Here is a 23,182-nt window from a genome sequence, read left to right on the forward strand (position 1 = left end):
TATTTAACATTTATGCGACTGCGTCGCATTCTTCTGCAAACTTAGAGTTAATTCGAGAAATTTGTTGTTACGCCGTCTGAGGCTTAATATAAAAACATTCGGCGTAAGAGAAAATAGGGGGACAACAATAATGAGCGATTAGCGCCCGGAACATCGTCTGAGGCTATACTTGTTCGGGGAGATACGAACCGTTATTTAGCCGCAATAGGTTGTGCGCGGAGCGTTGGACCATGGGCGACGGGTGAACTGACGGTTGCAAAACGCAAAGGCGTTTGTCCTGCTTTTTGGTGAAAAAGTTGGTAGATGATTTTGCGTGAAATAGCGCACGAAAACGCGGATTTTACGAGATGGGCGACCAAAAACCGACTTCTCAATTTGCCGTTAGGCATCTTTCGAGTTACGATTGGCCATCTTTCGAGCCTCGATTGGGCATGTTCCGAGGTGAGGTTAGGCATGTTTCGCAATGCGAAAGACCATGTTTCGCAATGCGGAAGGTGAATTTTGGGGTGTTGAGAGAGCTCTTGAAATGATAAAGCGTTAGTGGTCAGGTGGTTACGAAACTTGCGTGAGAATCGCGTATTTGCGACCGAAGGCATGGTCGGTCGTAAAAAACAATGTAGATTTCAATATAGATTGTTGCGATATTTGAATAAGGCAGGATGGAGGCTGCGCCCGGAATGGTGGAGCTTTCCATTGGCGGCCAGCACTCCTGTCGTAAAGAGCGTGGTGCTTGATGTTGAGAAATCCCGATCCAATCGACGCCCTTTCCCTTCCTCCGCACCCTTCTTCCCGGTTCCAATGGGGTGGAAGGCTGCGCACATGGGAGCGACACTTTCGAAAGAATTGCGCGCTTTGAGGAAAAGAAATTGGCGAAAAGGTTTCATGGTTCACCTTTTTGTATTAACTTTGCAACAAATTATGGGCACCCGTGCGGGCATCCCAATGAATAATACCTAATAGCTAATGAAATCGGACAACATGCGTTTCTATTCCGCAATGCTCATGGCAGGATGCGGACTGCATGCCGCTGCACAGACGCAGCGACCTAACATTGTGTTCATCATCACCGATGACCACTCGTTCCAAACCATCTCGGCCTATGGCAGCGAGGTGTCGAAACTGGCACCCACGCCCAACATAGACCGTTTGGCTAACGAGGGCGCACGCTTCGACGACGCCTTCGTGGAGAACTCGCTCTCCACTCCCGCCAGAGCCTGTCTGCTCACCGGACTCTACAGTCACCAGAATGGCCAGTGCACCCTCGGCAAGGGTATCGATTCCACCAAGACCTTCGTGTCTGAGCTCTTGCAAGACGCCGGCTATCAGACGGGCGTTGTGGGTAAGTGGCACATGCAGTGCCGCCCGAAGGGTTTCGACTTCTTCCGCATCTTCGAAGGCCAGGGCGACTACTACAACCCACTCGTCCTCTCACACGACTCGAACGGCAAGTATGAGCGCGAGCAGGGCTACGCCACCGACATCGTTACCGAGCATGCCGTGGAGTTCCTCAACCAGCGCGATGAGCAGAAGCCTTTCTTCCTGCTCGTGGAGCACAAGGCACCCCACCGCACCTGGATGCCCAACCTGAAATATCTGGGCCTCTACGACAAGGTAGAGTTTCCCCTGCCCACCACCTTCTGGGACGATTATGCCACACGCGGCACCTGCGCTTCGCAGCAGGAGATGACCATCGCACGCCACATGCAGCTGGCCTACGACAACAAGGTGTTTGAGATCGACAACGCCATGCGCACCCGCATGCTCGACCGCATGGACCGCCTGCAGAAGCAGGCCTGGGACGCCTACTACAGTCCCCGCAACCGCGCCATGCTCGACGCCCACCTCACCGATAGCGCCCTGACGGTGTGGAAGTATCAGCGCTACATGCACGATTACCTCTCTACCATCCACTCGGTGGATGAGAGCGTGGGTGAAATCTACGAATACCTGAAGAACCACAACCTGCTCGACAACACCATCCTCGTTTACTGCTCCGACCAAGGATTCTACATGGGTGAGCACGGATGGTTCGACAAGCGCTTCATGTATGAGGAGAGCCTCCGCACACCGCTGGTGGTGCGCTATCCGAAGGCCATCAAGCCAGGAACGGTCGACAAGCACTTGGTGCAGAACATCGACTTTGCGCCGACGCTGCTCGACGTGGCTGGCGTGACGAAGCCCGAGACCATGTCGGGACGCTCATTCCTCGATCTCTTCGATGGTAAGGGTCAGGATTGGCGCCAGAGCATCTACTACCACTACTACGACTATCCCGCAGAGCACCACGTGCGCCGTCACGACGGCGTGCGCACCGACCGCTATAAGCTCATCCACTTCTATGGCGCTCCCATGGAGGGCGACCACGACACTGTGGACTACGAGGAGCTCTACGACATGCAGAACGACCCCAACGAGCTCAACAACCTCTACGGCAAGAAGGGTTACGAGAAGATCACCAAGGAGCTGAAGAAGGCGCTCAAGGACTATCGCAAGAACCTCAAGGTCGACGAGTATTAAACCAATAAATATCATGTGAGAGGCGCCTTGTTGGCGCCCTCACTACCTAATCACCTATAAATAACCTAACATTATGTCTACATTCAACTTAGACAACATCCTTTCGCAGTTCCTCATTGAGGGAAAGGTGGAAAGCGTGAAGCCGCTTGGCAATGGCCTGATCAATGACACCTTCCGTGTAGTGACCGAGGGCGACGCCCCCGACTACGTGCTCCAGCGCATCAACAACAATATCTTTACCGACGTCGATCTCTTGCAGCATAACATCGAAGCTGTGACCGGTCACATCCGTCGCAAGCTCGAGGCTGCCGGCGCCGACGACATCGATCGCAAGGTGCTGCGCTTCGTGCCCACACAGCAGGGTAAGACCTATTACCTCGACAACGAGGGCCGCTACTGGCGCGTCTCGGTGTTCATCCCCGAAGCTGTCACTTACGAGCAGGTGGATCCCACCTCGTCGCGCAACGCCGGAAAGGCGTTCGGCGAGTTTGAGAGCATGCTCGTCGACCTGCCTGAGCAGTTGGGCGAGACCATCCCCGACTTCCACAACATGGAGCTCCGCGCACGCCAGTTGCAGGAGGCCATCGAGCAGGACAAGGCTGGACGTGTGGCTGGCGTGGCCGACATCATCGCCGACCTCCAGAAGGACATGCACGAGATGTGCAAGGCCGAGCGCCTCTTCCGCGAGGGCAAGTTGCCGAAGCGCATCTGCCATTGCGACACGAAGGTCAACAACATGATGTACGACAAGCAGGGCAACGTGCTTTGCGTCATCGACCTCGACACCGTCATGCCAAGCTTCGTGTTCTCCGACTATGGCGACTTCCTCCGCACAGGTGCCAACTTCGTGGCAGAGGACGATCCCAAGATCGAGAACGTGGGCTTCAACCAGGACATCTTCCGCGCCTTCACCGAGGGTTACATCGAGTCGGCACGTTCGTTCCTCACACCCGTTGAGGTCGAGAACCTGCCCTATGCCGTGGCCCTCTTCCCCTTCATGCAGTGCGTGCGCTTCTTCGCCGACTACCTGAATGGCGACACCTATTATAAGATTGCTTATCCTGAGCACAACCTGGTGCGCACACGCAACCAGCAAGCGCTCTACCATCGTGTTACCGACAACTACGACATGATGGATAACTTCATCCGCACGCTCATCTAAGAGTGGGCCCTTTTTCCGCCTACCCCTCCCTTCTGCTGCTATAAGAGAAGGGGGTGGTGGGCGGTTTCGTTTCCAACTCACACATCTATAATCTATGAAAAGACATCTTCTTGCCATCGCAGCGCTTGCCATCAGTTCGGCGGCCATGGCACAACAAGCCCCACTGTGGATGCGCCATAGCGCCATCTCACCCGACGGTAGCCAGATTGCCTTTGCCTATAAGGGCGACATTTGGACCGTGCCCGTAGCCGGAGGACAGGCCAAGCAACTCACCACCCATTCCGCCTACGACAGTTATCCCGTGTGGAGTCCCGACAGTAAGAACATTGCCTTCGTGTCGACACGTGAGGGAAGTCGCGACGTGTGGATCATGCCACGCGAGGGTGGGGCGCCCCACAGGCTCACCACCAGCAGCGGATCGGAGACCCCCGTGGCCTTCCTCGACAACGACCATGTGCTCTTCGAGTCGCAGGTTATGCCCACGGCCCAGAGCATCTTCTTCGCCAATGGCAATTTCCCGCAGATCTATAGCGTCAGCGTCAATGGCGGCCGCCCCAAGCTCTATTCGGAGCTCACGCTGAAAGCGCCCAGCATCAACAGCAAGGGCGACGTGCTCTATTACGACCAAAAGGGATCGGAGGACCAGTGGCGCAAGCACCACACCTCGCCCATCACTCGCGACATCTGGTTGCTTCGCGACGGCAAATACCGCAAGCTCACCTCCTTCGCCGGTGAGGACCGCGACCCCGTGTGGGGCAATGGCGACGCCTATTATTATCTGAGTGAGGAGGATGGCACGTTCAACGTGTACCGCGCCAGCGTGGACGGCACGGCCAAGCAGCAGCTCACCCACTTCAAGGGCAACCCCGTGCGCTTCCTCACACGCGCCAACGACGGCACGCTCTCGTTTGGCTACGACGGCGAGCTCTACACCCTGCGCGAGGGTGAGGAGCCCCGCAAGGTGAACGTGAGTGTCACCGCCGACCGCATCGATGCTGAGCTCGATCGCCAGCTCCGCTATTCGGGCGCCTCGGAGATTGCCGTCTCGCCCAACGGAAAGGAGATTGCGTTTGTCATGCACGGCGACGTGTATGTGACCAGCGTCGACTATAACACCACCAAGCAGATCACCGACACGCCCGAGCAGGAGCGTTCCATCGACTTCTCGCCCGACGGACGCAGCATCGTCTACGCCGCCGAGCGCAATGGCCTTTGGCAAATCTACCAGAGCACCATCAAGAACAAGAAGGAGGATCTGTTCACCTACGCCACCGAGATTGAGGAGGAGCAGCTGGTGAAGTCGAACAAGACCAGCTTCCAACCCATGTATAGCCCCGACGGAAAGAGCGTGGCCTTCCTCGAAGACCGCACACGCCTCTGCGCTGTCGACGTGAAGAGCCACAAGGTGCGCCAACTCATGGATGGCAAGTACATGTATAGTTATTCCGATGGCGACCAGTGGTTCTCATGGAGCCCCGACAGTCGCTGGCTGCTGGCCAGCTACATCGGAACAGGCGGATGGAACAACCGCGACATTGCCCTCGTGCCCGCAGATGGCAAGGGCGAGATTCGCAACATCACCAACAGTGGCTACAACGACACCAACGGCAAGTGGGTGCTCGGCGGAAAGGCCATGCTCTTCCAGAGCGACCGCGCCGGTTACCGCAGCCATGGATCATGGGGAACGGAGGATGACGCCTACATCATGTTCTTCGATGTCGACGCCTACGACCAGTTCCGCATGAGCAAGGAGGAGTATGCTCGCTGGAAGGAGACCAGCAAGGAAGAGCAGAAGAAGGAAGAGAAAAAGGAGAAGGACGACGAGAAGAAGGCTAAGGACAAGGCCAAGACCGCCTCGGCTGAGCCTGTCAAGCCCGAGAAGGTGGAGGCTTTGCAGCTCGATCTCGACAATTGCCGCGACCGCGTGATTCGCCTCACCGTCAACTCTTCGCACATGGGCGACGCTGTGCTCACCACCGATGGTGGCACCTTGTACTACCAGGCACGCTTCGAGGGCGGATCAGACCTCTGGAAGCACGACCTCCGCGAGGGACGCACACAGCTCGTGGCCAAGAATATCGGCGGACAAGTGGTGCCCGACAAGGATGTGAAGAACCTCTATCTCTGTGGCGGCAGCATCCGAAAGTTCACGCTCGCCAACTCGCAGACCACCAACATCGGCTTCGAGGCCCGCTTCAACTACCGCCCCAACCAGGAGCGCGCATACATGTTCAGCCATGCCTGGCAGCAGGTGAAGGACAAGCTCTATGTGGAGGACCTCAACGGAGTGCAGTGGGATTACTACCGCACCACCTACGAGAAATTCCTGCCTTACATCAATAACGGATTCGATTTCAGTGAGATGCTCTCTGAGCTGTTGGGCGAGTTGAACGTTAGCCACACGGGTTCCACCTATTGGGGCAATGGCTACACCCTGTCCACAGCATGCCTCGGCCTCTTCTTCGACCCCGCTTACGAGGGCGATGGCCTGAAGGTTCAGGAGGTGCTGCGCCGTGGTCCGTTCGATGTGCGCAACACGAAGGTGAAGGCTGGCGACATCATCGAGGCCATCGATGGCGAGAAGATCGAGGCCGGCAAGGACTACAACGCCATGCTCGACGGCAAGGTGGGACGCCCCGTGCGTGTCATGCTGAAGGGCGGACGCGAAGTGGTGGTGAAGCCCATCAGCAGTGGTGAGCAGAGCAAGTTGCTCTATCGCCGTTGGGTGGACCGCAACAAGGCCATGGTCGACAAGTGGTCGAACGGCCAGATTGCCTACGTCCACGTGAAGGCCATGGACTCTGAGAGTTTCCGCACCGTGTTCTCCGAGTTGCTCAGCGACTCCAACCGCCAGAAGAAGGCCGTCATCGTCGACGAGCGCCACAATGGTGGTGGATGGCTCCACGACGACCTCTGCACGCTGCTTAGCGGCCGCCAGTACCAGAGCTTTGTGCCCCGAGGCCAGTTTATCGGTTGGGATCCTTGGAACAAGTGGGTCAAGCCCTCGTGTGTGCTCGTCTGCGAGGACGACTACAGTAACGGCCACGGCTTCCCCTATGTCTACCAGAAGCTTGGCATCGGTCCCGTGATCGGTGCGCCCGTGGCAGGCACCATGACCGCCGTGTGGTGGGAAACCATGCTCGATGGACAGACCGTGTTTGGCATTCCGCAGGTGGGATGCCTCGGCATGGACGGCAAGTATGGCGAGAACCAAACGCTCATTCCCGACATCACCGTGTACAATACGCCTGAGCAGCAACTCTCTGGCGACGACCAGCAACTGCGTCGCGCCGTGGAGGAAATGCTGAAGAAGTAATCCCAAATAGCTCATTGAAAGAAGCTATGACATCCTAATAATCTTCCCAATCCGGCCTAATGATCGATTGGGGATAAACAAATCGCCCTCGCAGCTTGTGTGCTGCGAGGGCGATTTCTTTATGTTGAATGGTAGAGATCCCATTCAACATTCCCCATTATGAAAAGTAATAGAGGAACATGGCGTTACCCGTGAGCGCTGGCTTGCGCTGGCCTTCCACCTCGATGGCGAACTTGATGGTCACCTTGCAGATGCCACGGAGGTTCTCTATCTTAGAGAGCGTGGTCACGAGGCGCACGCGGCTGCCTGTGATGACTGGCACGCCAAACTTCATGTTGTCCATGCCATAGTTAACCATCATCTTCAGGTTGTGCACCTCGATGATCTGGTTCCACATGTAAGGCAGGAGCGAGAGCGTCAGGTAGCCATGGGCTATGGTGCTGTGATAGGGGCTCTCCTCCTTGGCGCGCTCCGTGTCGACGTGAATCCACTGGTGGTCGAGTGTGGCGTCGGCAAATTGGTTGATGCGGTTCTGGTCCACTTCCAGCCACTCCGACTCGCCGAGCTTCTTGCCCTCGTAGGCGGCAAACTCCTCGTAGGAGTTGATAATCAGTTTGCTCATAAATAGTATGGTTCATTTGGGGGCAGCCACAAGTGTTGGGCAACCCGTGTGTGTTTATGATGCAAAGTTACTAAAAATTGCACAAGACGCCTGCCAGTGAGCAAATATAGCTCACCAAATTATCAATCTTTAACACTACGCCGCACCTTGTTGTAGCCCGTTGCATGGGCCTTCCCACTCACTTTGCAACCTGGTTGCAGGTGTAATTGCATACCTTTGCCGGCAATTACAAACGACTGATAATATGAACCAGAAATTATTAAGAGTAATCATGTCGGCCGCGTTGCTGCTGGGCGCGTGGCTGCTTACCCGTAGCGTGCCCATGCCCGTGTGGCAACAGTTGATCGTCTACCTCATACCTTATCTGCTCATTGGTTACGATGTGCTGGCCGAGGCTTGGGAGGGCATTTGCGAGGGCGACCCCTTCGATGAGGATTTCCTTATGTCCATAGCCACCATCGGTGCGTTGCTCATCGGTTTCCTGCCGGGTGCCGAGGTGCAGTTTGCCGAGGCGGTGTTTGTCATGTTGTTTTTCCAAGTGGGCGAGCTCTTTGAGCATTACGCCGAACACAAGAGTCGCCACTCCATTGCCAAGATGATGGACATCAGGCCCGATACGGCCCATGTGGTGCGAGGGGGCGAGGAGCTGACCGTGGCCCCCGACACCGTGGCTGTGGGCGAGACCATCGTGGTGCGCCCCGGCGAGCGTGTGCCGCTCGATGGTGTGGTGCTCGAGGGAGCGTCGAGCCTCAACACCGTGGCCCTTACGGGCGAGAGCGTGCCCCGACGTGTGACGCAAGGCGACGAAGTGGTGTCGGGATGCGTTAACCTCTCGGGCGTGGTGCGCATGGAGGTGCGCAAGGCGTTTGGCGAGTCTACAGCCACCAAGATCATTGAATTGGTGGAGCGCTCAAGCCAGAACAAGTCGAAGAGTGAGACATTCATCCATAAGTTTGCCCATGTTTATACGCCCATCGTGGTGGTGTTGGCGCTGGCCTTGGCCCTCATTCCGCCCTTCTTCATGGAGAGCTACGCCGAGGGCTTCGCTGTGTGGCTCTATCGCGCATTGACGTTCCTTGTGGTGAGTTGTCCGTGTGCCCTGGTCATCTCGGTGCCGCTCACCTTCTTTGGCGGCATCGGTGGTGCGGCGCGCAAGGGCATCCTCATCAAGGGAGGCAACTATATGGACACGCTGGCCAAGACCGGTACGGTGGTGTTCGACAAGACGGGCACGCTCACTAAGGGCATATTCTCCGTGAGCGCCGTGCATCCCGAGAAGCTCAGCCCCGAGGGGTTGTTGCATTTGGCGGCCCATGTGGAGCGCTATTCCACCCATCCCATTGCCGCAGCCTTGCGTGAGGCTTATCCTGGCGAGCACGACGGTTGCACCGTCAGCGATGTGCAGGAGGTGGCCGGACAGGGTGTCAAGGCCGTGGTGAATGGCCATGCGGTTTGCGTGGGCAACGAGCGTATGATGGAGGCTGTGGGCGCCACGGTCGGTGTGTGTGAGAAATGCCAAGGTCATGTGGGCACCGTGGCGCATGTGGCGGTCGACGGCAGCTATGCGGGCCATGTGGTGATCGCCGACCAGGTGAAGGCCGATGCGGCGCAAGCCATCGCCGACCTGAAGGCGTTGGGCGTGGCGCGTACGGTGATGCTCACAGGCGACCATCAGCAGGTGGCCTACGAGGTGGCGCGTAAGGTGGGTATAGATGAGACCCACGCCGAACTGATGCCTGCCGACAAGGTGGCGCAGGTGGAGCGCTTGCTCCGTCAGCAGCTTGCCGCGTCGACCCTGGCCTTTGTGGGCGACGGCATCAACGACGCGCCTGTGCTGGCTCGCGCCGATGTGGGCATTGCCATGGGGGCCATGGGTAGCGACGCTGCCATTGAGGCCGCCGACGTGGTGCTCATGGACGACAAGCCCTCGAAGATAGCCACGGCCATCCGCATAGCGCGCCACACCATAGGCATAGCGCACCAGAACGCATGGTTTGCCATTGCGGTCAAGGTGGCCATCCTGGCCTTGGCGGCGTGCGGATGGGCAGGCATGCCACTGGCGGTGTTTGGCGATGTGGGCGTCATGGTGCTGGCTGTGCTCAACGCCACACGCGCCCTGCAAGCGAAATAAGGGTAACCATAATAGGCTCATCCGACATTTGGAGTGACTTGAAGTGCGTACTACTTCTAATAGCTTTGGCCTCAGACGGCGACCGCGTCTGATCGAATTTCTCTCACCCCGAATGTTTTTTCTTTTAGCCTCAGACGGCGTAACAACGAATTTCTCAAATTTTCGAATTTTCCTAATTGCGTTAGCCAAAATTCGTTCAAATTGGTAATCGTAAAACGATTATATCAATTCGTTAATTCGCGCAATTCGTTGTTACCGCGTCTGAGCGTAAATACTCACGTGTGTTATTTTTCACTCCAAATGTCGGATGATCCCCATAATATACGGCAACGGGCTGTAAGCACTATGCTTGCAGCCCGTTTGTCGTAGGGGTAAATGGGGGTCTAATGACCCATTGGGGTTAAAACTCGAACAGCAGGCGGGCGTTGATCTGTCGGCCCGTGAGGTAGTTGGGCACCGCATATTGCTGGTTGGTCACGTCGGTCACCCAGTAGTAGGAGTTTACGTTGTTGATGCCCAACAGGTTGAGGCAGTCGAGGCTCAGCCAGATGTTGCGGAAGACGCTCTTGCGCTCGCGGTGCTCATTGTTGAGCACCCGATAGCTCATGCCGATATCGGCGCGCTTATACGCGGCGGCCCGGAAGGTGCTGGTCTCCAGCTCGCGGTGGGGCGCCGAGAAGGGCAGGCCGTCTGCGTAGGCCAGTTTGAGGCTCATCTTCCACCTCGTGGTGCCAGGGAAATAATCGGTGAAGAAAAGGTTCAGGGCGTAGCGCTGGTCGGTGGGCATGGGCACCTTCACACCGTTGAGTTTCATCTTCGTGTCCATGACCGACAGCGTTACCCACGAGTCGGTGCCGGGCACAAACTCGCCGAAGAGCTTCAGGTCGAGTCCGGCGGCATGCCCCGACGCCTCGTTGCTGCCATAGTAAACCACCTTCACGTTGTTGATGGAGTAGGGCACCACATTGCCCAGCAACTTATAGTAGAGCTCGGCGGTAAACTTAAACGGCCGGTTGTTCATGTTGAAGCGGTAATCCATGCCCGCGATGAAGTGGATTGAGCGCTGGCTCTTGATCTTGCGGTTGAGCGTGGCGCGGGTCACCCCAGCCACCGTCGACGTGTCGCGCAGCTCCTTGAAGAAGGGTGCCTGGTAGTAGAGTCCCGTGGCGAAGCGCAGCGTTACGTTGTGGTTGAAAGAGGGCGTGATGCCCAGCGACACGCGTGGCGACAGGATCGACTCCTTGTTGTAGTTCCAATGCGAGAAGCGCAAGCCATAGTTGAGCGTGAAGAGCGTGTGCTCGCCCGCCGAGCGGAAGCGCCACGTGTCTTGCACGTAGGTCTCCAGGCGATTGGCGTTGAGCTCGTTGCGTGCCCGGAGCGAATAGATCATGAAGAGGTCCGTGCCTGTGTGGGGCACGCTATAGCCCGCCGAGTCGCGCATCTCATACTCCACCGAGTTCTCCTCAATGTGCTCTTGCTTCCATGTCAGTCCCGCCTCCACGTCATGCTGCTTAGCGGTGTGCTTCAGCAGCAGCTTCACGCTCTCCACATGCGCCTTCAGGTAGTTGCGCGCATGCTCAAAGTAGGTTCCCACGCCGAGGTTCTCTGAGGTCTCGGTCTGTGTGAGCCAATACTGTCCCTGTATGTCGTAACGCTCCTGCTCGCTCGTCGAGAACGACGAACCGAGGAGCGATACCGAGGTGGAATCGCCCAGATGGCGCGTTATGCCCAGCGTGCCGAAGAACGTGCGGAAGCGGTCTTTCTCCTGGCCGTCGAAGTAAACGCGGAACGAGCGCACGCTCTCCATGGTGCCAAACTTCGTTTCGCGGTCCTCGGGGTGGAAGTTGTAATGGTTGTCGGCGATGTTGCCGATGAAGTCGACCGTCCATCGCTTGTTGGGCTTGTAGCTCAGGTAGGTCTGGTAGTCGAGGAAGTTGGGCTTGTATTCGCCCTTGGTCTCCAGCGATCCCAGCAGGTACTTTGTGGTTTTGTAGCGCAGGCCGTTGGCCCACGCCAACTTCTTGTTGGAGAAGCCCACGTAGGCGCTTCCCCCCAAGAGCGAGGCGGTGGCGACGGCCTCGAAGCGCTTGGGGCGGCGGTAGGTGATGTTGAGCGCCGACGACATCTTGTCGCCATACTTGGCCTCGAAGCCACCCGTGGAGAAGCCTATGCGCTCCACCATGTCGGGGTTGATGACCGACAGGCCCTCTTGCTGCCCGCTGCGCACAAGGAAGGGGCGATACACCTCCACGGAGTTGATGTAAACCGAATTCTCGTCAAACGATCCACCCCGCACGTTATATTGCGACGAGAGCTCCGAGTGGGTCGACACGCCCGCCTGGCTCTGAATGAGCTCCTCCACGGCGTTGCCCGTGGTTGAGGGAAGGCTGCGGAGCGGCTTGGTGCTGATGTCTTGCGTCTGCCCGCTCTGAATCTTTTGTCCCGCCACGGTCACCTCGCCCAGCGTGCTGGCCTGTTCGCTGAGCGTTACCTGCAGCGTTTGGGTGCCCTTGGGGCGGCGGAGCACGCGGGTCTTGGTGCGATAGCCAAGCATGGAGAACTTCACCACCACCGAGTCGGCCGAGAGCAGCTTCAGCTCATACTGGCCTTGCAGCGAGGTAACAGTGGCGCGCCCTTGGCTGGGGCACGTCACCGATGCAAACTCCACGGGGTTGCCCTCACCGTCGGTTACGCGGCCACGGAGGGTGAACGTCTGCGCCACGCAGCCCAAGGCCGTGGCGAGGAGCGCAAGGAGAAACAGAAATCTACGGTTCATATATAGATGTTAACGCAAGAAACGGCGATTTATTATAGCAAGAAGCAATTTCGCTGCGACGAAATGGGGCATGGGCTTCAGGCGAACCGACCGCCCGAGGTGCGTAACCGCATTGCAACAGGTGTGAAGGGTTTCTTCAAACGGTTGTAACGCCATCGTAACAACCCCACCGTAACTTTGCCAGCGAAAATGGAGAACGCTATGACTGCCCAGCCGGCGAAGCCCGAAAGCCTTTCGTTCGCACAGCATGCGTACTCCATTTCCTGTTAGAATTTCATAATAAAAGATATAATAGGTAATTAGTATGAACATGAGAATGATGAAAAGAAAAGTGTGGGGAGGCCTGCTGATGGCCGCATGGCTGATGGCCACAAGTGCCCCATTGAAAGCGCAAACGACACCGGTCGCAACCGGCAATGAGGGTAATGCCACACTGAGCAGCATGGTGCAACCCACACGCCTCACCCCACGACAGTATGCAAGTAGACCCACATGGGAAACGCTCAAGGGCGAGATAACACTCTACATGACCAACGACATGGGGCGCAACGGCTACTATGAGCAGAAGCCCATCGCCGAGCTGATGGGCGAGATGGCCGGAACGGTCGACCCCGAGTGTGTGTTGGCCGTGGGCGACATTCATCATTTCAATGGCGTGGCCTCGTTGCAGGATCCCCTTTGGCTCACCAATTTCGAGTGGATCTATTCGCATCCCGACCTCATGCTCGACTGGTTTGCCGTGTGTGGCAACCACGAGTATCGGGGCAACACGCAGGCGTTCATGAACTACGGACAGGTGAGCCGCCGCTGGATGATGCGCTCCAAGTATTACACGAAGGTGTTCGACCATAAGAACACCACCATCCGCGTGGTGATGCTCGACACCACACCGCTCATCGACTCCTATCGCCAGAACACCGGCGTCTATCCCGATGCGGCGAAGGAGGATGCACAAGCGCAGTTGGCATGGCTCGACGCCACGCTGAAGAACGCCCATGAGGACTGGGTGGTGGTGTTGGGACACCATCCCATCTATGCCTACACAACGAAGAAGGAGAGTGAGCGCATCGATATGCAGCGCCGTCTGTTGCCTGTGCTTCATAAGTATAACAATGTGGCCGTGTATGCTTGCGGACACATCCACAACTTCCAGCACATTCAGAAGAAGGGCGACCCGATCGACTATGTGGTCAATTCGTCATCGTCGTTGGCCCGTCCCGTCAAGCCCACCGACGGCACCGTGTTTTGCAGCCCGGCCGAGGGCTTCACGGTCATCACCGCCGACAAGAAGCTGTTGCGCCTGTCGATGATCGACAAGGAGGGAAACATCATCCACACGGTGACGAAGAACAAGTAAGCAGAAGCAAACTCTAATCAACAAAATAACACCACGATGAAAAGACTCTTTATCGGCGCGGCATTGATCGCCATGACCGCCGCCCTCAGCGCCCACACGCTCGATGGTGTGGTGACCGACCATAAGACGGGCGAGCCGCTCATCGGTACCGTCATTCGGGTGAAGGAATTGCCGGGTGTGACGGCCACCACCGGACTCGACGGCTCGTTCTCGCTCCACGAGTTGCCCGACAAGGGGCGGGTGACGCTCGTCGTGTCATACATCTCCTACAAGACACAAGAGGTGGTGGTGGATGTGGCCCGCGACTACTCGAAAGACGGCAAAACCGGAAAGGCCGGAACCTTCGCCATTGCTCTGGAGGAGGACAACCAGCAGCTCGGCGAGGTGGTGGTGACAGGCCGACGGGAGCGTCGCTCCGACCGAAGCGCCGTGGAAACGGTGAAGAACGCTCTGGGTGTGCTCAACGTGATGAGCCAGCAGAGCATCCAACTCTCGCCCGATGTCAACGTGGCCAACGTGTTGCAGCGTGTGTCGGGCGTAACGCTCGAGCGCGATGCAAGCGGTGAGGCGTCATACGCCATTCTGCGAGGCATGGACAAGCGCTACAACTACACGCTGGTGAACGGCGTGAAGATACCCAGTCCCGACGACAAGAACCGTTACGTTCCGCTCAACATCTTCCCGTCAGACCTCATGGACCGCCTGGTTGTGGCCAAGTCGCTCACGGCCGACATGGAAGGCGACGCGGCCGGTGGCGTGGTCGACATGGTGATGAAAGATGCGCCCAGCAGTTTCCAACTGCAAGCCAACGCCGCCGTAGGAGCCACCGATTACTTCTGGAAAGATGGGCGCGATTACCTCACGACAAACCGTTCCGACTATACCCACAAGTCGCCTTACGAGGCCTTTGGCCCCAACTATAAGGCAGGAATGGACGATTTCAAGCAGGGACCGGTGCAACTGAAGAGCCATTCCATGCCTGCGCCCAACTTCGTGGGTGGCTTCTCTGTGGGCAATAGGTTTTGGAACAACCGGCTGGGCGTAATCGTGGCCGGAAGCGTGCAAAACACATTCCGCGGCACTGAGCGAACCTACAACTCGGTGAAGATGGCGTCGGGCGAGCAAGCCATGTACATATCCAATCTTCACCACCGTTACTACAGCATGCACGACCTAACCACAGGACTTCACGCCAAGGTCGACCTCTCGCTCGGTTCGCATAAGCTGGAGTGGTACAATATGTATGTGCGCACCCACTCGAAGGGGGTGAGATACAACAATGGCATAGGCACAGAGTATATAGGAGCCGACTCCTACACGCAGGATGATGAGATGCGCTCGCTCTCGCAAACGCAGAGCATCTTCGCCACAAACCTCAAGGGCACCCATCACCTGACCGACCGCCTGACGCTCGACTGGTCGGGAATATTCTCGCAGGCCAAAGAGGACGACCCCGACCGCACTTACATCACGCTCACCAACACCGTGAGTTGCACGGCCAACACCGAGGGCGACGCCGTGGCGGGATCGATATGGAACGGCAACAACACCATCACGAAGACGCTGCCCAAGAGCGCCGAGCGCCGCTTCCAGCACAACAAGGACACCGATTGGGCGGGCTACCTCAATCTTTCTTACGACATGCCGCTTGGCCAACATGCCGACGCGCTCTGGAAGGCGGGCGCCCAATACCGACGTAAGGAGCGTAGCAACCGCTACTACTCCTACATCTTCAATCCTGCCGACATATCGCAGCAGCTCGATGGCAATGGCTACGACCAGTTTGCCGCCATCTCCTGGGTTTGCAAGACGCCCTATTCGCAGGCATCGCAACTCAACTACGACTCGAAGGAACATGTCGGTGGCGCCTACGCCATGGTGACGCTCAAGTCGCCGTTGGGTGAGGTCTACGCCGGATTCCGCGCCGAACACACCAACCAGATCTACACCATGCTCCAACACTTCCGCAACATGGGGCAGGTGGGTGAGCAGAGCTATTGGGATTATCTGCCCTCGGCTGCCATCAAATGGACGCCCAACAAACAGATGAACGTGCGCCTGTCCTACTACCGAAGCATCAACCGACCGGGCTTCTACGAGATTGTGCCTTACCAGATTCAGGGCGAGGAATATCAGGAGAAGGGTAACCCCAACCTCAAGCGGGCGCGCATCGACAACATCGACCTACGATGGGAGTGGTTCCCGTCGGCCACCGAACAGGTGTTGGCAGGCGTGTTCTATAAGTACCTCAAGGATCCTATAGAGCAGGTGTTTGTAACTTCCGATGGTAAGATTGGTGCCGGAACCGACGCCTATTACATGCCCGACAACCTCGGAAACGCCCGCAACATGGGATTCGAGATTGATGTCGTCAAATACATTCGTCACTTCGGACTGAAGGCCAACTATACCTACACCCACTCGAAGATCACCACTTCGAAGCGCCAATACCAGCAGGGAAGCGCCGAATATGAGAAGGGCGTAACCCAATCGCGCCCACTCGTCAACCAGGCGCCTCACACAGCCAACCTCTCCTTGCTCTACAAGGACACGCAGCACGGATGGAACGCACAGCTCGCAGCCTCCTACACCGGCACGCGAATGGCGCTCGTGTCGCCATTCAAAGACGCCGACCAGTGGGACAAGGCCATATTTGGGCTCGACCTCAGCGCTGAGAAGCAATGGCCCTGCGGCCTCTCGGTATTCGTGAAGGCCAACAACCTGCTCGACGCCAAGCGAGAGCGATACCTCAAAACGGTGAACAAGAGCAATCTCGAATATGAGGGGCAGCGCGCCGACCGCACCATCGTGGGTACCTATCGCTATGGGCGAACCTTCCTCGTGGGGGTGCGATGCAAGCTATAAAGGCACCTCGGATGTGAATTCAATGAACATGTATTAGTACGGAATAACAAAGCAATGAAAAAGATAAACTCCATCGCATGCATGCTGTTCATGGCAGCTGCAGCCGTCGGGCTCGCCTCATGCGAGAACGACAACATCAATCCTTATGATTACACCAATAACCCTACCGACAGCGTTCCCAACCATGGATCGACCAACGTGGTGAAGACCCAACTGGCCGAATATCCCGTAGGATCAATCGTGTGGACACGCGACACCACGCTCAGCGAGAGTGTGGAGATTCCCGTGGGAACATCGCTCTACATTGAGCCGGGAGTAACTGTTACCTGTAAGGCCGATGTGCAGGTGCCCATCGAGATTGTGGTGCTCGGCAACCTCTATTGCATGGGAACAGCCGAACGCCCTGTTGTGTTCACCGCCGACAACCAGAAGCCGGCCGCATGGGGAGGCATTATCTGCGGATACAACGCCCAAGAGGTGGTGCTCAGCCACGCGGAGGTGGCTTATGCTGGCGCCACGCCCACCGAGTCGTCGGCTTCGTTCCAAAACAAGCTCTTCAAGACCACCATCGACGGCGGCGTGCCGGCCTTCCATTTCTGCAATGTCAATGGCCGATTTGCCATGGCTAACTGCTTCTTCCATGACAATTACAACGACCAAACCTACTTCACGGGTGGTAATGGCGTCATCGTGAACAACATCTTTGCTGATAGTGGCAATGCCGCCGACGGTGGCGAGGCCATCAATGTGAAGGCTGGATGCAAGCTCGATGTGGCCAACAACCTCATCTACAACGCATGCACCAACGCCTTCAAACTCTCCAATGCTGGCAATAGCGAGACCATTCCGCTCACCGAGATGACGGTCTACAACAACACCATCGTCGACTGCGGATGGCGCCGGTCGAAGAACAAGAAGGGCGGATCTGTATGGGTTGAGAAGGCGGCAAAGCCCATCTTTGTGAACAATCTTATCTGCGATTCGCGCTTTGGGCTGAAGCAACCCAAGCAAGACGGTGCCGACCTGGAGCATAGCAGGCTCACGCCCAACTATTATTTCGCATCCACTGAGGCAGGTGTGGAGCAGATGGCCTATGGAACGTCGCTCGGCCTGTGGTTTGCAACCGACCGCCGGAGTGCTGAGCCCGGACAACTCAACCCGCTCTTTGAGCGCTTTGGGCAAAATCCGCTGATGGATATCAACTGCGAGGACGACCGCACCGACCACGGAGCACCGCTACCCTTCAACACAGCGTGGAGCTTCAAGTTGCAGAAGGGTAGCCCTGCGCTCACAGGAGGCGTAACCGATTTCAGTCCCCTCTTCACCAACGGTCTGGCCTTCTTCGGCATGAAGAAAGTGATGTTTGCACAGCCCTCCGACGACCAAAGCTATTACTTCGTGGCGCCCCTGCCCACCACACGCTTTGGCGCCATACTACAATAAAACTTATTTGTTTCCCAACAAATCGAGGCGAAATGTGAGTGTCGAAAAACGAGGTGTGCCATAGTAAAAATCAGCATGCCCTGAAGATGCGGAACTCCTTAGTTCAGGGTCTGGCCCTGGGCTAAGGAGTTCATTGGGCTTTCAGCCCGTTTGGGTTGACTTTTACGGGTCGCTCCCCATGTAGGACGACTTCGAATTTTGGCGACAATCTATATTGAAATCTACACTGTTTTTGTCCACGACCGAAGCATTGGGCGGAAATGCGCGATTCTCAGCGTTGTTATGCAACCCATTGATAAACAGGATGTTAGCGAAAGAAGTGGGATTTTGTGGTTCCAAATCAATCGTTCTGCGCTGCGAAACATGCCTAACCGAGCTACGATACATGGTCTTTCGAGCCTCGATACATGGCCTTTCGAGGTGCGGTTAGGTAGGTATCGCAACTCGAAACATGCCTAACGGTGATTGCACGACGCAGATTTTTGTCGAGGAGTCTGAAAAAACGCTTGTTTCGTTGTCTCGTTCAACGAAAATCGCTGCACAACTTTTGCACCAAAATATCATACTCTAACGCATACATTAACCCCAATCGGTCATTAGACCGAAATAGGGTAAATCGTAGGATGTTATGGTTTCTTTCCTACTCTTGCCAGCGTTTCTTTCGTCATCTTGCTTCCATTCGCGTCTCCACATAGTCCGCTATGTCTTTGGTCGCAATTTGCGACCTTAAACCATTCCTGATGGCCGATTTGGGATTAAGGCATAACCCTATGCGCAACACAACACAAAAGGCACGCTCCTTACGGGGGCGTGCCTTATGGTGCTGGTTGCGTTTCGTGTTTAGGAAACGATGGGTTTTACTCTACGTGTTTCTTTCCTCCCTTAATGTAGACCTGTCCTTTCTGCGGCTGCTGTATGGCTCGTCCGCCCAGGTCGTAGCAGGCTTCGGCGGCATCAGCGGCGTTCGGGTCGAGTGGAAGGGAAATGTGCTCTATGCCCGTCATGACGTCGGTGGGCTCAATGTACCAGAACGACGGAGCGTTGTCGGCGTGAACGACCTGCAGCGCCGCTAATAGCATGACTGCTGCAAGGTAGAGTGTTTTGAATCTCATGATTTATAGAAGGTTAGTAAAATTAATTATTTCTCAACAACTTAGATGCATTGCTGTTTAGGCTTTTAGGTAGACCATTGCTCGCGCTGGTGTGGCTCCGCTTGCCTTTGGGTGAGGAACTGCGAGAGCCGCCTTGGGTCACAAAGTTACATATTATTTTTTTAAACAACATGATGTCCATTCAAAAATCCGTCAATAATCTTTAGTTGTTTCCTTGCACCCTTGCGTAGAAACGCACGGAACGAATGGGGCAAAGGCATGGAACGATGGAGGGTGCGGCTTGGACAGATAGTGTGAGAGTTGTGCCCCGTTGTTGTTAGCCCCGAAATAAAAAGCCCCAAGCCGCATTGCGCAACCTGGGACTTCTTCGTTTATTGTCGGTGACAGCTGGTTCACCGACCTTCGATTTGTTTTGTAGCGTTTACTTAACCATTACCTTCTGGGCCTTGCCGTTCTTGATGACGATGTAGAGACCCGGCTTAGCCATTGAGGCTACACGCTGACCGTTGATGCTGTAGATGGCGTTGAGCTTCTGGTTCTTGTTGACCTCAACCTCGTTGACGCCTGTGATGGGACCAAACCAACCGTTGTTGTCGCCAGCCTGTGTGAGCTCGAGCGTCCAGTCGACCACTGAGAACCATGTGCCGGTGAAGCCAGCCTTGCCCGTGCGCAAAGAGTCGGTTGTCATACCGAGGGTCAACTCGTGGTTGATGACCTCAGCGGTCCATGTCAGACGCTGCCAGCCACGACCCTTACCATTGTTGGCATTGACGATACCAGCGAGATCGTCGCGGCTTGGATTCTTCTGGTACTCGTAGAAAGCGTCTTCCCAGATCTGGCCAAACTGGTCTGCAGCGCCAACGATCGAGTCGGTGCCATCGGCCTTTGTCTCGCCGCCGATGCCCATATCGTTGTGGGTCCAGTTGAAGGTCTGCGTAGGAATCTCAACCCAAGTGGTGTCGGCAGCCTGCTCGCCGTTGGCAGAGAACACATAAGAGCCTGTGCCCATGGTACGTGCGCAAACGGTTACCCTATAGGTGCCATTGGGCAAGCCAATGACCTTCTGGTCGGCATAGTAGTTGAGGGCGCCTGCGGTGCCATTCCATGAGTCGAAGTAACGGTGGGTTGCCTCCTGACGCTTGTCGTAGTACTGGCCTACGCCTGTGTTGGTGTTACCAGTGCCCTTATTGATGTTCCAACCTGTCTCGGCGGCAGCGTCGGGGTTCAGAATCATACTTGTGTAGTCGGTGGTGTTAGGATTCTTCTCATAGAGATCCTGAGCCTGAGCCTGGGTGATGGCGTTCTTCAGCTGCGCGATGAGGGCTGTAACCGTAGCGTCGTTCTGGATGGAGTCGCCACGTGTGAGCACAGAAACCTGCTCGTTGAGCGTAGCGGCCAGCGCCTTCTTGGCAACGGCTGACTTCAGAGTGGCCGACACAGAGTCGACCTCGTGTGCAGCGTTGTAATAAGTATCAGCGTAGCGCTTCAGCTCGGTGATCTTACCGTCGACGGCTGTGTAAGTGGCCTTGTCGGAGGTAAGGTAGTTGTTGGTCTTCTCCCAAGCGAAAGCCACGATGTTGTGTACGGGAGCGTATGACGACTCGTCGGCGAGGTTGGCCTGAACGGTAGGCAAGGTCTTGCCCTCAGCCATCACCTCAGTGTACTTAGCCTCCGACTTGTTGCCCAACTTGATGCCGTTGTTGAGCACGTCGATGTTGTTTTGAGCCTTGTAGGCCTCGATGCTATCCTTCACGGAAGCCTTGTCGCCAGCGTAGTGCATGCCGTCGGCGAGGTTGGCAGCGAGCTGCTCTCTCTTGGCAATGGCAGCTGCGATCTCCTCGGCAGTGGCCTTTCCAACATAGTAGAGCTTGAAGTTGGTGGCGCAGAACCATCCGTTCTGAGAGGGAACTGTTGTAGATGAAGGCATGTTGGTGCCGGTAGCGCCGATGGTCAGACGGCCATCGTACACGAGCACCTTACCCGTGGTCAGTGTGGTCCAAGCGCCATCGTTGGTGCTTGCGTTCCATGTTCCAACGGTCAGAGGCTCAGAAACGGCCTCGTCCACGGGGCTCTTGGCGAACACGTGCTGGTCGCTCACGCAGTTGTCCTGAGTAATCAGGTCGCCAGCTACCATATAATAACCATTGGGCAGACCCTTGATGTCCTGGTTCACGCTGAGGTCATCGAAGTTCTGAGCCCATGCGTTCCAGCATGAACGGCCCTGTGCAAAGTTCAGGCGCTGGTCGCCCTCGGTGAACGAGCCCTTGTACCAAGCGTTGGATGTGAGGTCGTCGTTGCCCTTGCCGTTCTCGTAGTTGGCAGTGCCGTCGGCCTTTGTGGCGTTAGGATAGGTGCATGAGCCGTCGGCATTTACGGTAGGCTCCAGACCGTCCTTGATGAACCATGTGTTCTGGGCGTAGTAAGTGTAGTCGGCAGGATCGTCCACGGTGGCGTCCTTGCTGGCCAGATAGGTCTTGATGGCAGCGTCGAAAGTTGTCACCTGAGCCTCGATGTCGAGTGTTGTGCCGTTTGTGATGGCATCCTCCACTGCGTTGATGGCAGCGTCGAGCTCATCCAAGCCAGGATAGCCAGTCTCGCGGAGCGCTGTGGCCTTCTTCTCGAGCAACTGAAGCTTGGCGATGTTGTCCTTTACGGCAGCGAAACGCTTGTAGGCGGCATTGGCGGCCTCATAGCCTGCCGTCAGAACGTCTACGTCGTCGGATGAGGCAGCCTCGTCAGCGGCGATCTTGGCGTCCTCGATCTCAACGACCAAACCCTGATAGTCCATCAGGTCGCCCTCGATCTCGTCGAACTTAGCCACGAGCTCTTCGATGTCGCTTGCAATGATCTCCTGACGTGTCACATCGTCGATCTTTGTCAGGCGGATATCGTCGATGAGCACGAAGGGGTTAGAAGCCGAACCACCATCGCTCTTGTAACCGAGGGTGATGGTCAGCGAGTCGGTAGCGGTGATGTCCATCTCGTGCTTGGTCCATGTTGAGGCGTTGAAGCCATCGGCGTCGACCACGGTGTCGCGGCGGCAAACCACCTGCGAGAGGTTCTTCACCTTCTTATTATCTTTACTATTCTCGTAGTTGGCGTTGAACACCCAATAGGAAAGGGTGTACTTACCTACAGGCACATGCACCGTCTGTGTGTAGGTGGCCCAGTTGCCCCAACCTGCGCGGAGATATAGGAAGCCCTTGTTGTCGTCGCCCTGCACCTCGTCGGGCTTTGCGGGAGCCACCAAATAGGTGTCGCCGTCGTCAGCGATGGGAACGGCCTTCTCGCCGAGTGCGTAGGGGGCTGTGCCGAAATAGCACCAATCAGTCAGCGAGTTCTTGTTGCCGTTAGCCACGGTCCAACCCTTTACCTGACCCAAGAAGCCGTTCCAGCCGAATTCTGCGTCGTCCTTACGCTTCCTGGAGCTGATGCCGCCCCAGCAGTAGCCCGTACCGTCCTCAGCCATCCAAGCCTGAGATCGGTCGGATAATTTCTTTGACTTGTCGACGATTGTCTTTGTGGAGCCATCAGCGTTCCACGTCAGATCCTCGTCGAAACCAGCGTTGACGATGTACTTGGTGCAGTCGTCGCCAATCTGGTCTTGCGCAAATGTTGGAGCGGCCAACATTGCTGCGAGAGAGATTAGTAATACTTTTTTCATAAGTAGTGTAACTAATAATTAGAAGATTGTGATGTTTACATTTAATAATCGGTGGCAAAGTTACACATTATGCTTTAATAATAGAGTGAAAAATCGTTCATTAAGGGCTACATTTTCGTATTTTTAGGGCGAAAATGGGGTAAAACAGGGCTAAAAGGATGTGAAATGGGGGTAGAATGCGGTTTGCGGCTGGGAAGTGTGAGCGGTAGCTGCTGAA

12 protein-coding genes are annotated in these 23,182 nt (G+C 56.2%); 7 read left to right on the top strand and 5 right to left on the bottom strand.

All coding sequences use genetic code 11. The annotated features are described in order from the left end of the window. Positions 1–623: 623 nt before the first annotated feature. Entirely contained in the window at positions 624–884 is a 261-nt protein-coding gene (locus KM934_RS07010) for a hypothetical protein (RefSeq protein ID WP_215759912.1), read from the bottom strand. Positions 885–963: 79 nt separating this feature from the next. Here KM934_RS07010 and KM934_RS07015 point away from each other — a divergent pair, with 79 nt between their 5' ends. From KM934_RS07015 to KM934_RS07025, 3 genes are all read left to right on the top strand, one after another. Beyond that, positions 964–2,517: a sulfatase family protein gene (locus tag KM934_RS07015; RefSeq protein ID WP_215759913.1), complete on the top strand. Its 1,554-nt coding sequence runs from the start codon at positions 964–966 to the stop codon at positions 2,515–2,517. 73 nt (positions 2,518–2,590) lie between these two features. Then, complete coding sequence (locus KM934_RS07020; protein WP_215759914.1) at positions 2,591–3,679, top strand: phosphotransferase enzyme family protein; 1,089 nt, start codon at positions 2,591–2,593, stop codon at positions 3,677–3,679. A gap of 94 nt (positions 3,680–3,773) precedes the next feature. Continuing rightward, positions 3,774–6,995: a S41 family peptidase gene (locus tag KM934_RS07025; RefSeq protein WP_215759915.1), complete on the top strand. Its 3,222-nt coding sequence runs from the start codon at positions 3,774–3,776 to the stop codon at positions 6,993–6,995. Between the two features lie 157 nt (positions 6,996–7,152). Here the strand turns inward: KM934_RS07025 and KM934_RS07030 are convergent, their stop codons facing one another. Then, positions 7,153–7,617, bottom strand: coding sequence for a MaoC family dehydratase (locus KM934_RS07030; RefSeq protein WP_215759916.1), 465 nt, complete (start codon positions 7,615–7,617; stop codon positions 7,153–7,155). Between the two features lie 244 nt (positions 7,618–7,861). Here KM934_RS07030 and KM934_RS07035 point away from each other — a divergent pair, with 244 nt between their 5' ends. Continuing rightward, positions 7,862–9,748, top strand: coding sequence for a heavy metal translocating P-type ATPase (locus KM934_RS07035; RefSeq protein WP_215759917.1), 1,887 nt, complete (start codon positions 7,862–7,864; stop codon positions 9,746–9,748). Positions 9,749–10,148: 400 nt separating this feature from the next. Here KM934_RS07035 and KM934_RS07040 read toward each other — a convergent pair whose 3' ends face one another. Next, positions 10,149–12,524: a TonB-dependent receptor gene (locus KM934_RS07040; protein ID WP_215759918.1), complete on the bottom strand. Its 2,376-nt coding sequence runs from the start codon at positions 12,522–12,524 to the stop codon at positions 10,149–10,151. Positions 12,525–12,840: 316 nt separating this feature from the next. Here KM934_RS07040 and KM934_RS07045 point away from each other — a divergent pair, with 316 nt between their 5' ends. The 3 genes from KM934_RS07045 to KM934_RS07055 are packed head-to-tail and all read left to right on the top strand — an operon-like array spanning position 12,841 to position 18,189. Then, positions 12,841–13,881, top strand: coding sequence for a metallophosphoesterase (locus tag KM934_RS07045; RefSeq protein WP_394369488.1), 1,041 nt, complete (start codon positions 12,841–12,843; stop codon positions 13,879–13,881). Positions 13,882–13,917: 36 nt separating this feature from the next. Continuing rightward, positions 13,918–16,746 carry a TonB-dependent receptor domain-containing protein gene (locus tag KM934_RS07050; protein ID WP_215759919.1) on the top strand — a complete coding sequence of 943 codons (2,829 nt, stop codon included), beginning with the start codon at positions 13,918–13,920 and terminating at the stop codon, positions 16,744–16,746. 54 nt (positions 16,747–16,800) lie between these two features. Beyond that, complete coding sequence (locus KM934_RS07055; protein ID WP_215759920.1) at positions 16,801–18,189, top strand: right-handed parallel beta-helix repeat-containing protein; 1,389 nt, start codon at positions 16,801–16,803, stop codon at positions 18,187–18,189. A gap of 857 nt (positions 18,190–19,046) precedes the next feature. Here KM934_RS07055 and KM934_RS07060 read toward each other — a convergent pair. Together KM934_RS07060 and KM934_RS07065 are read right to left on the bottom strand one after the other, a co-directional pair. Continuing rightward, positions 19,047–19,301, bottom strand: coding sequence for a hypothetical protein (locus tag KM934_RS07060; protein WP_215759921.1), 255 nt, complete (start codon positions 19,299–19,301; stop codon positions 19,047–19,049). Positions 19,302–19,722: 421 nt separating this feature from the next. Then, the gene (locus KM934_RS07065; RefSeq protein ID WP_215759922.1) at positions 19,723–22,965 is read right to left on the bottom strand and encodes a hypothetical protein; all 3,243 of its coding nucleotides are present in this window, start codon (positions 22,963–22,965) and stop codon (positions 19,723–19,725) included. Positions 22,966–23,182 lie beyond the last annotated feature (217 nt).

Source organism: Hallella faecis (genome assembly GCF_018789675.1).
Lineage (GTDB): Bacteria > Bacteroidota > Bacteroidia > Bacteroidales > Bacteroidaceae > Prevotella > Prevotella faecis.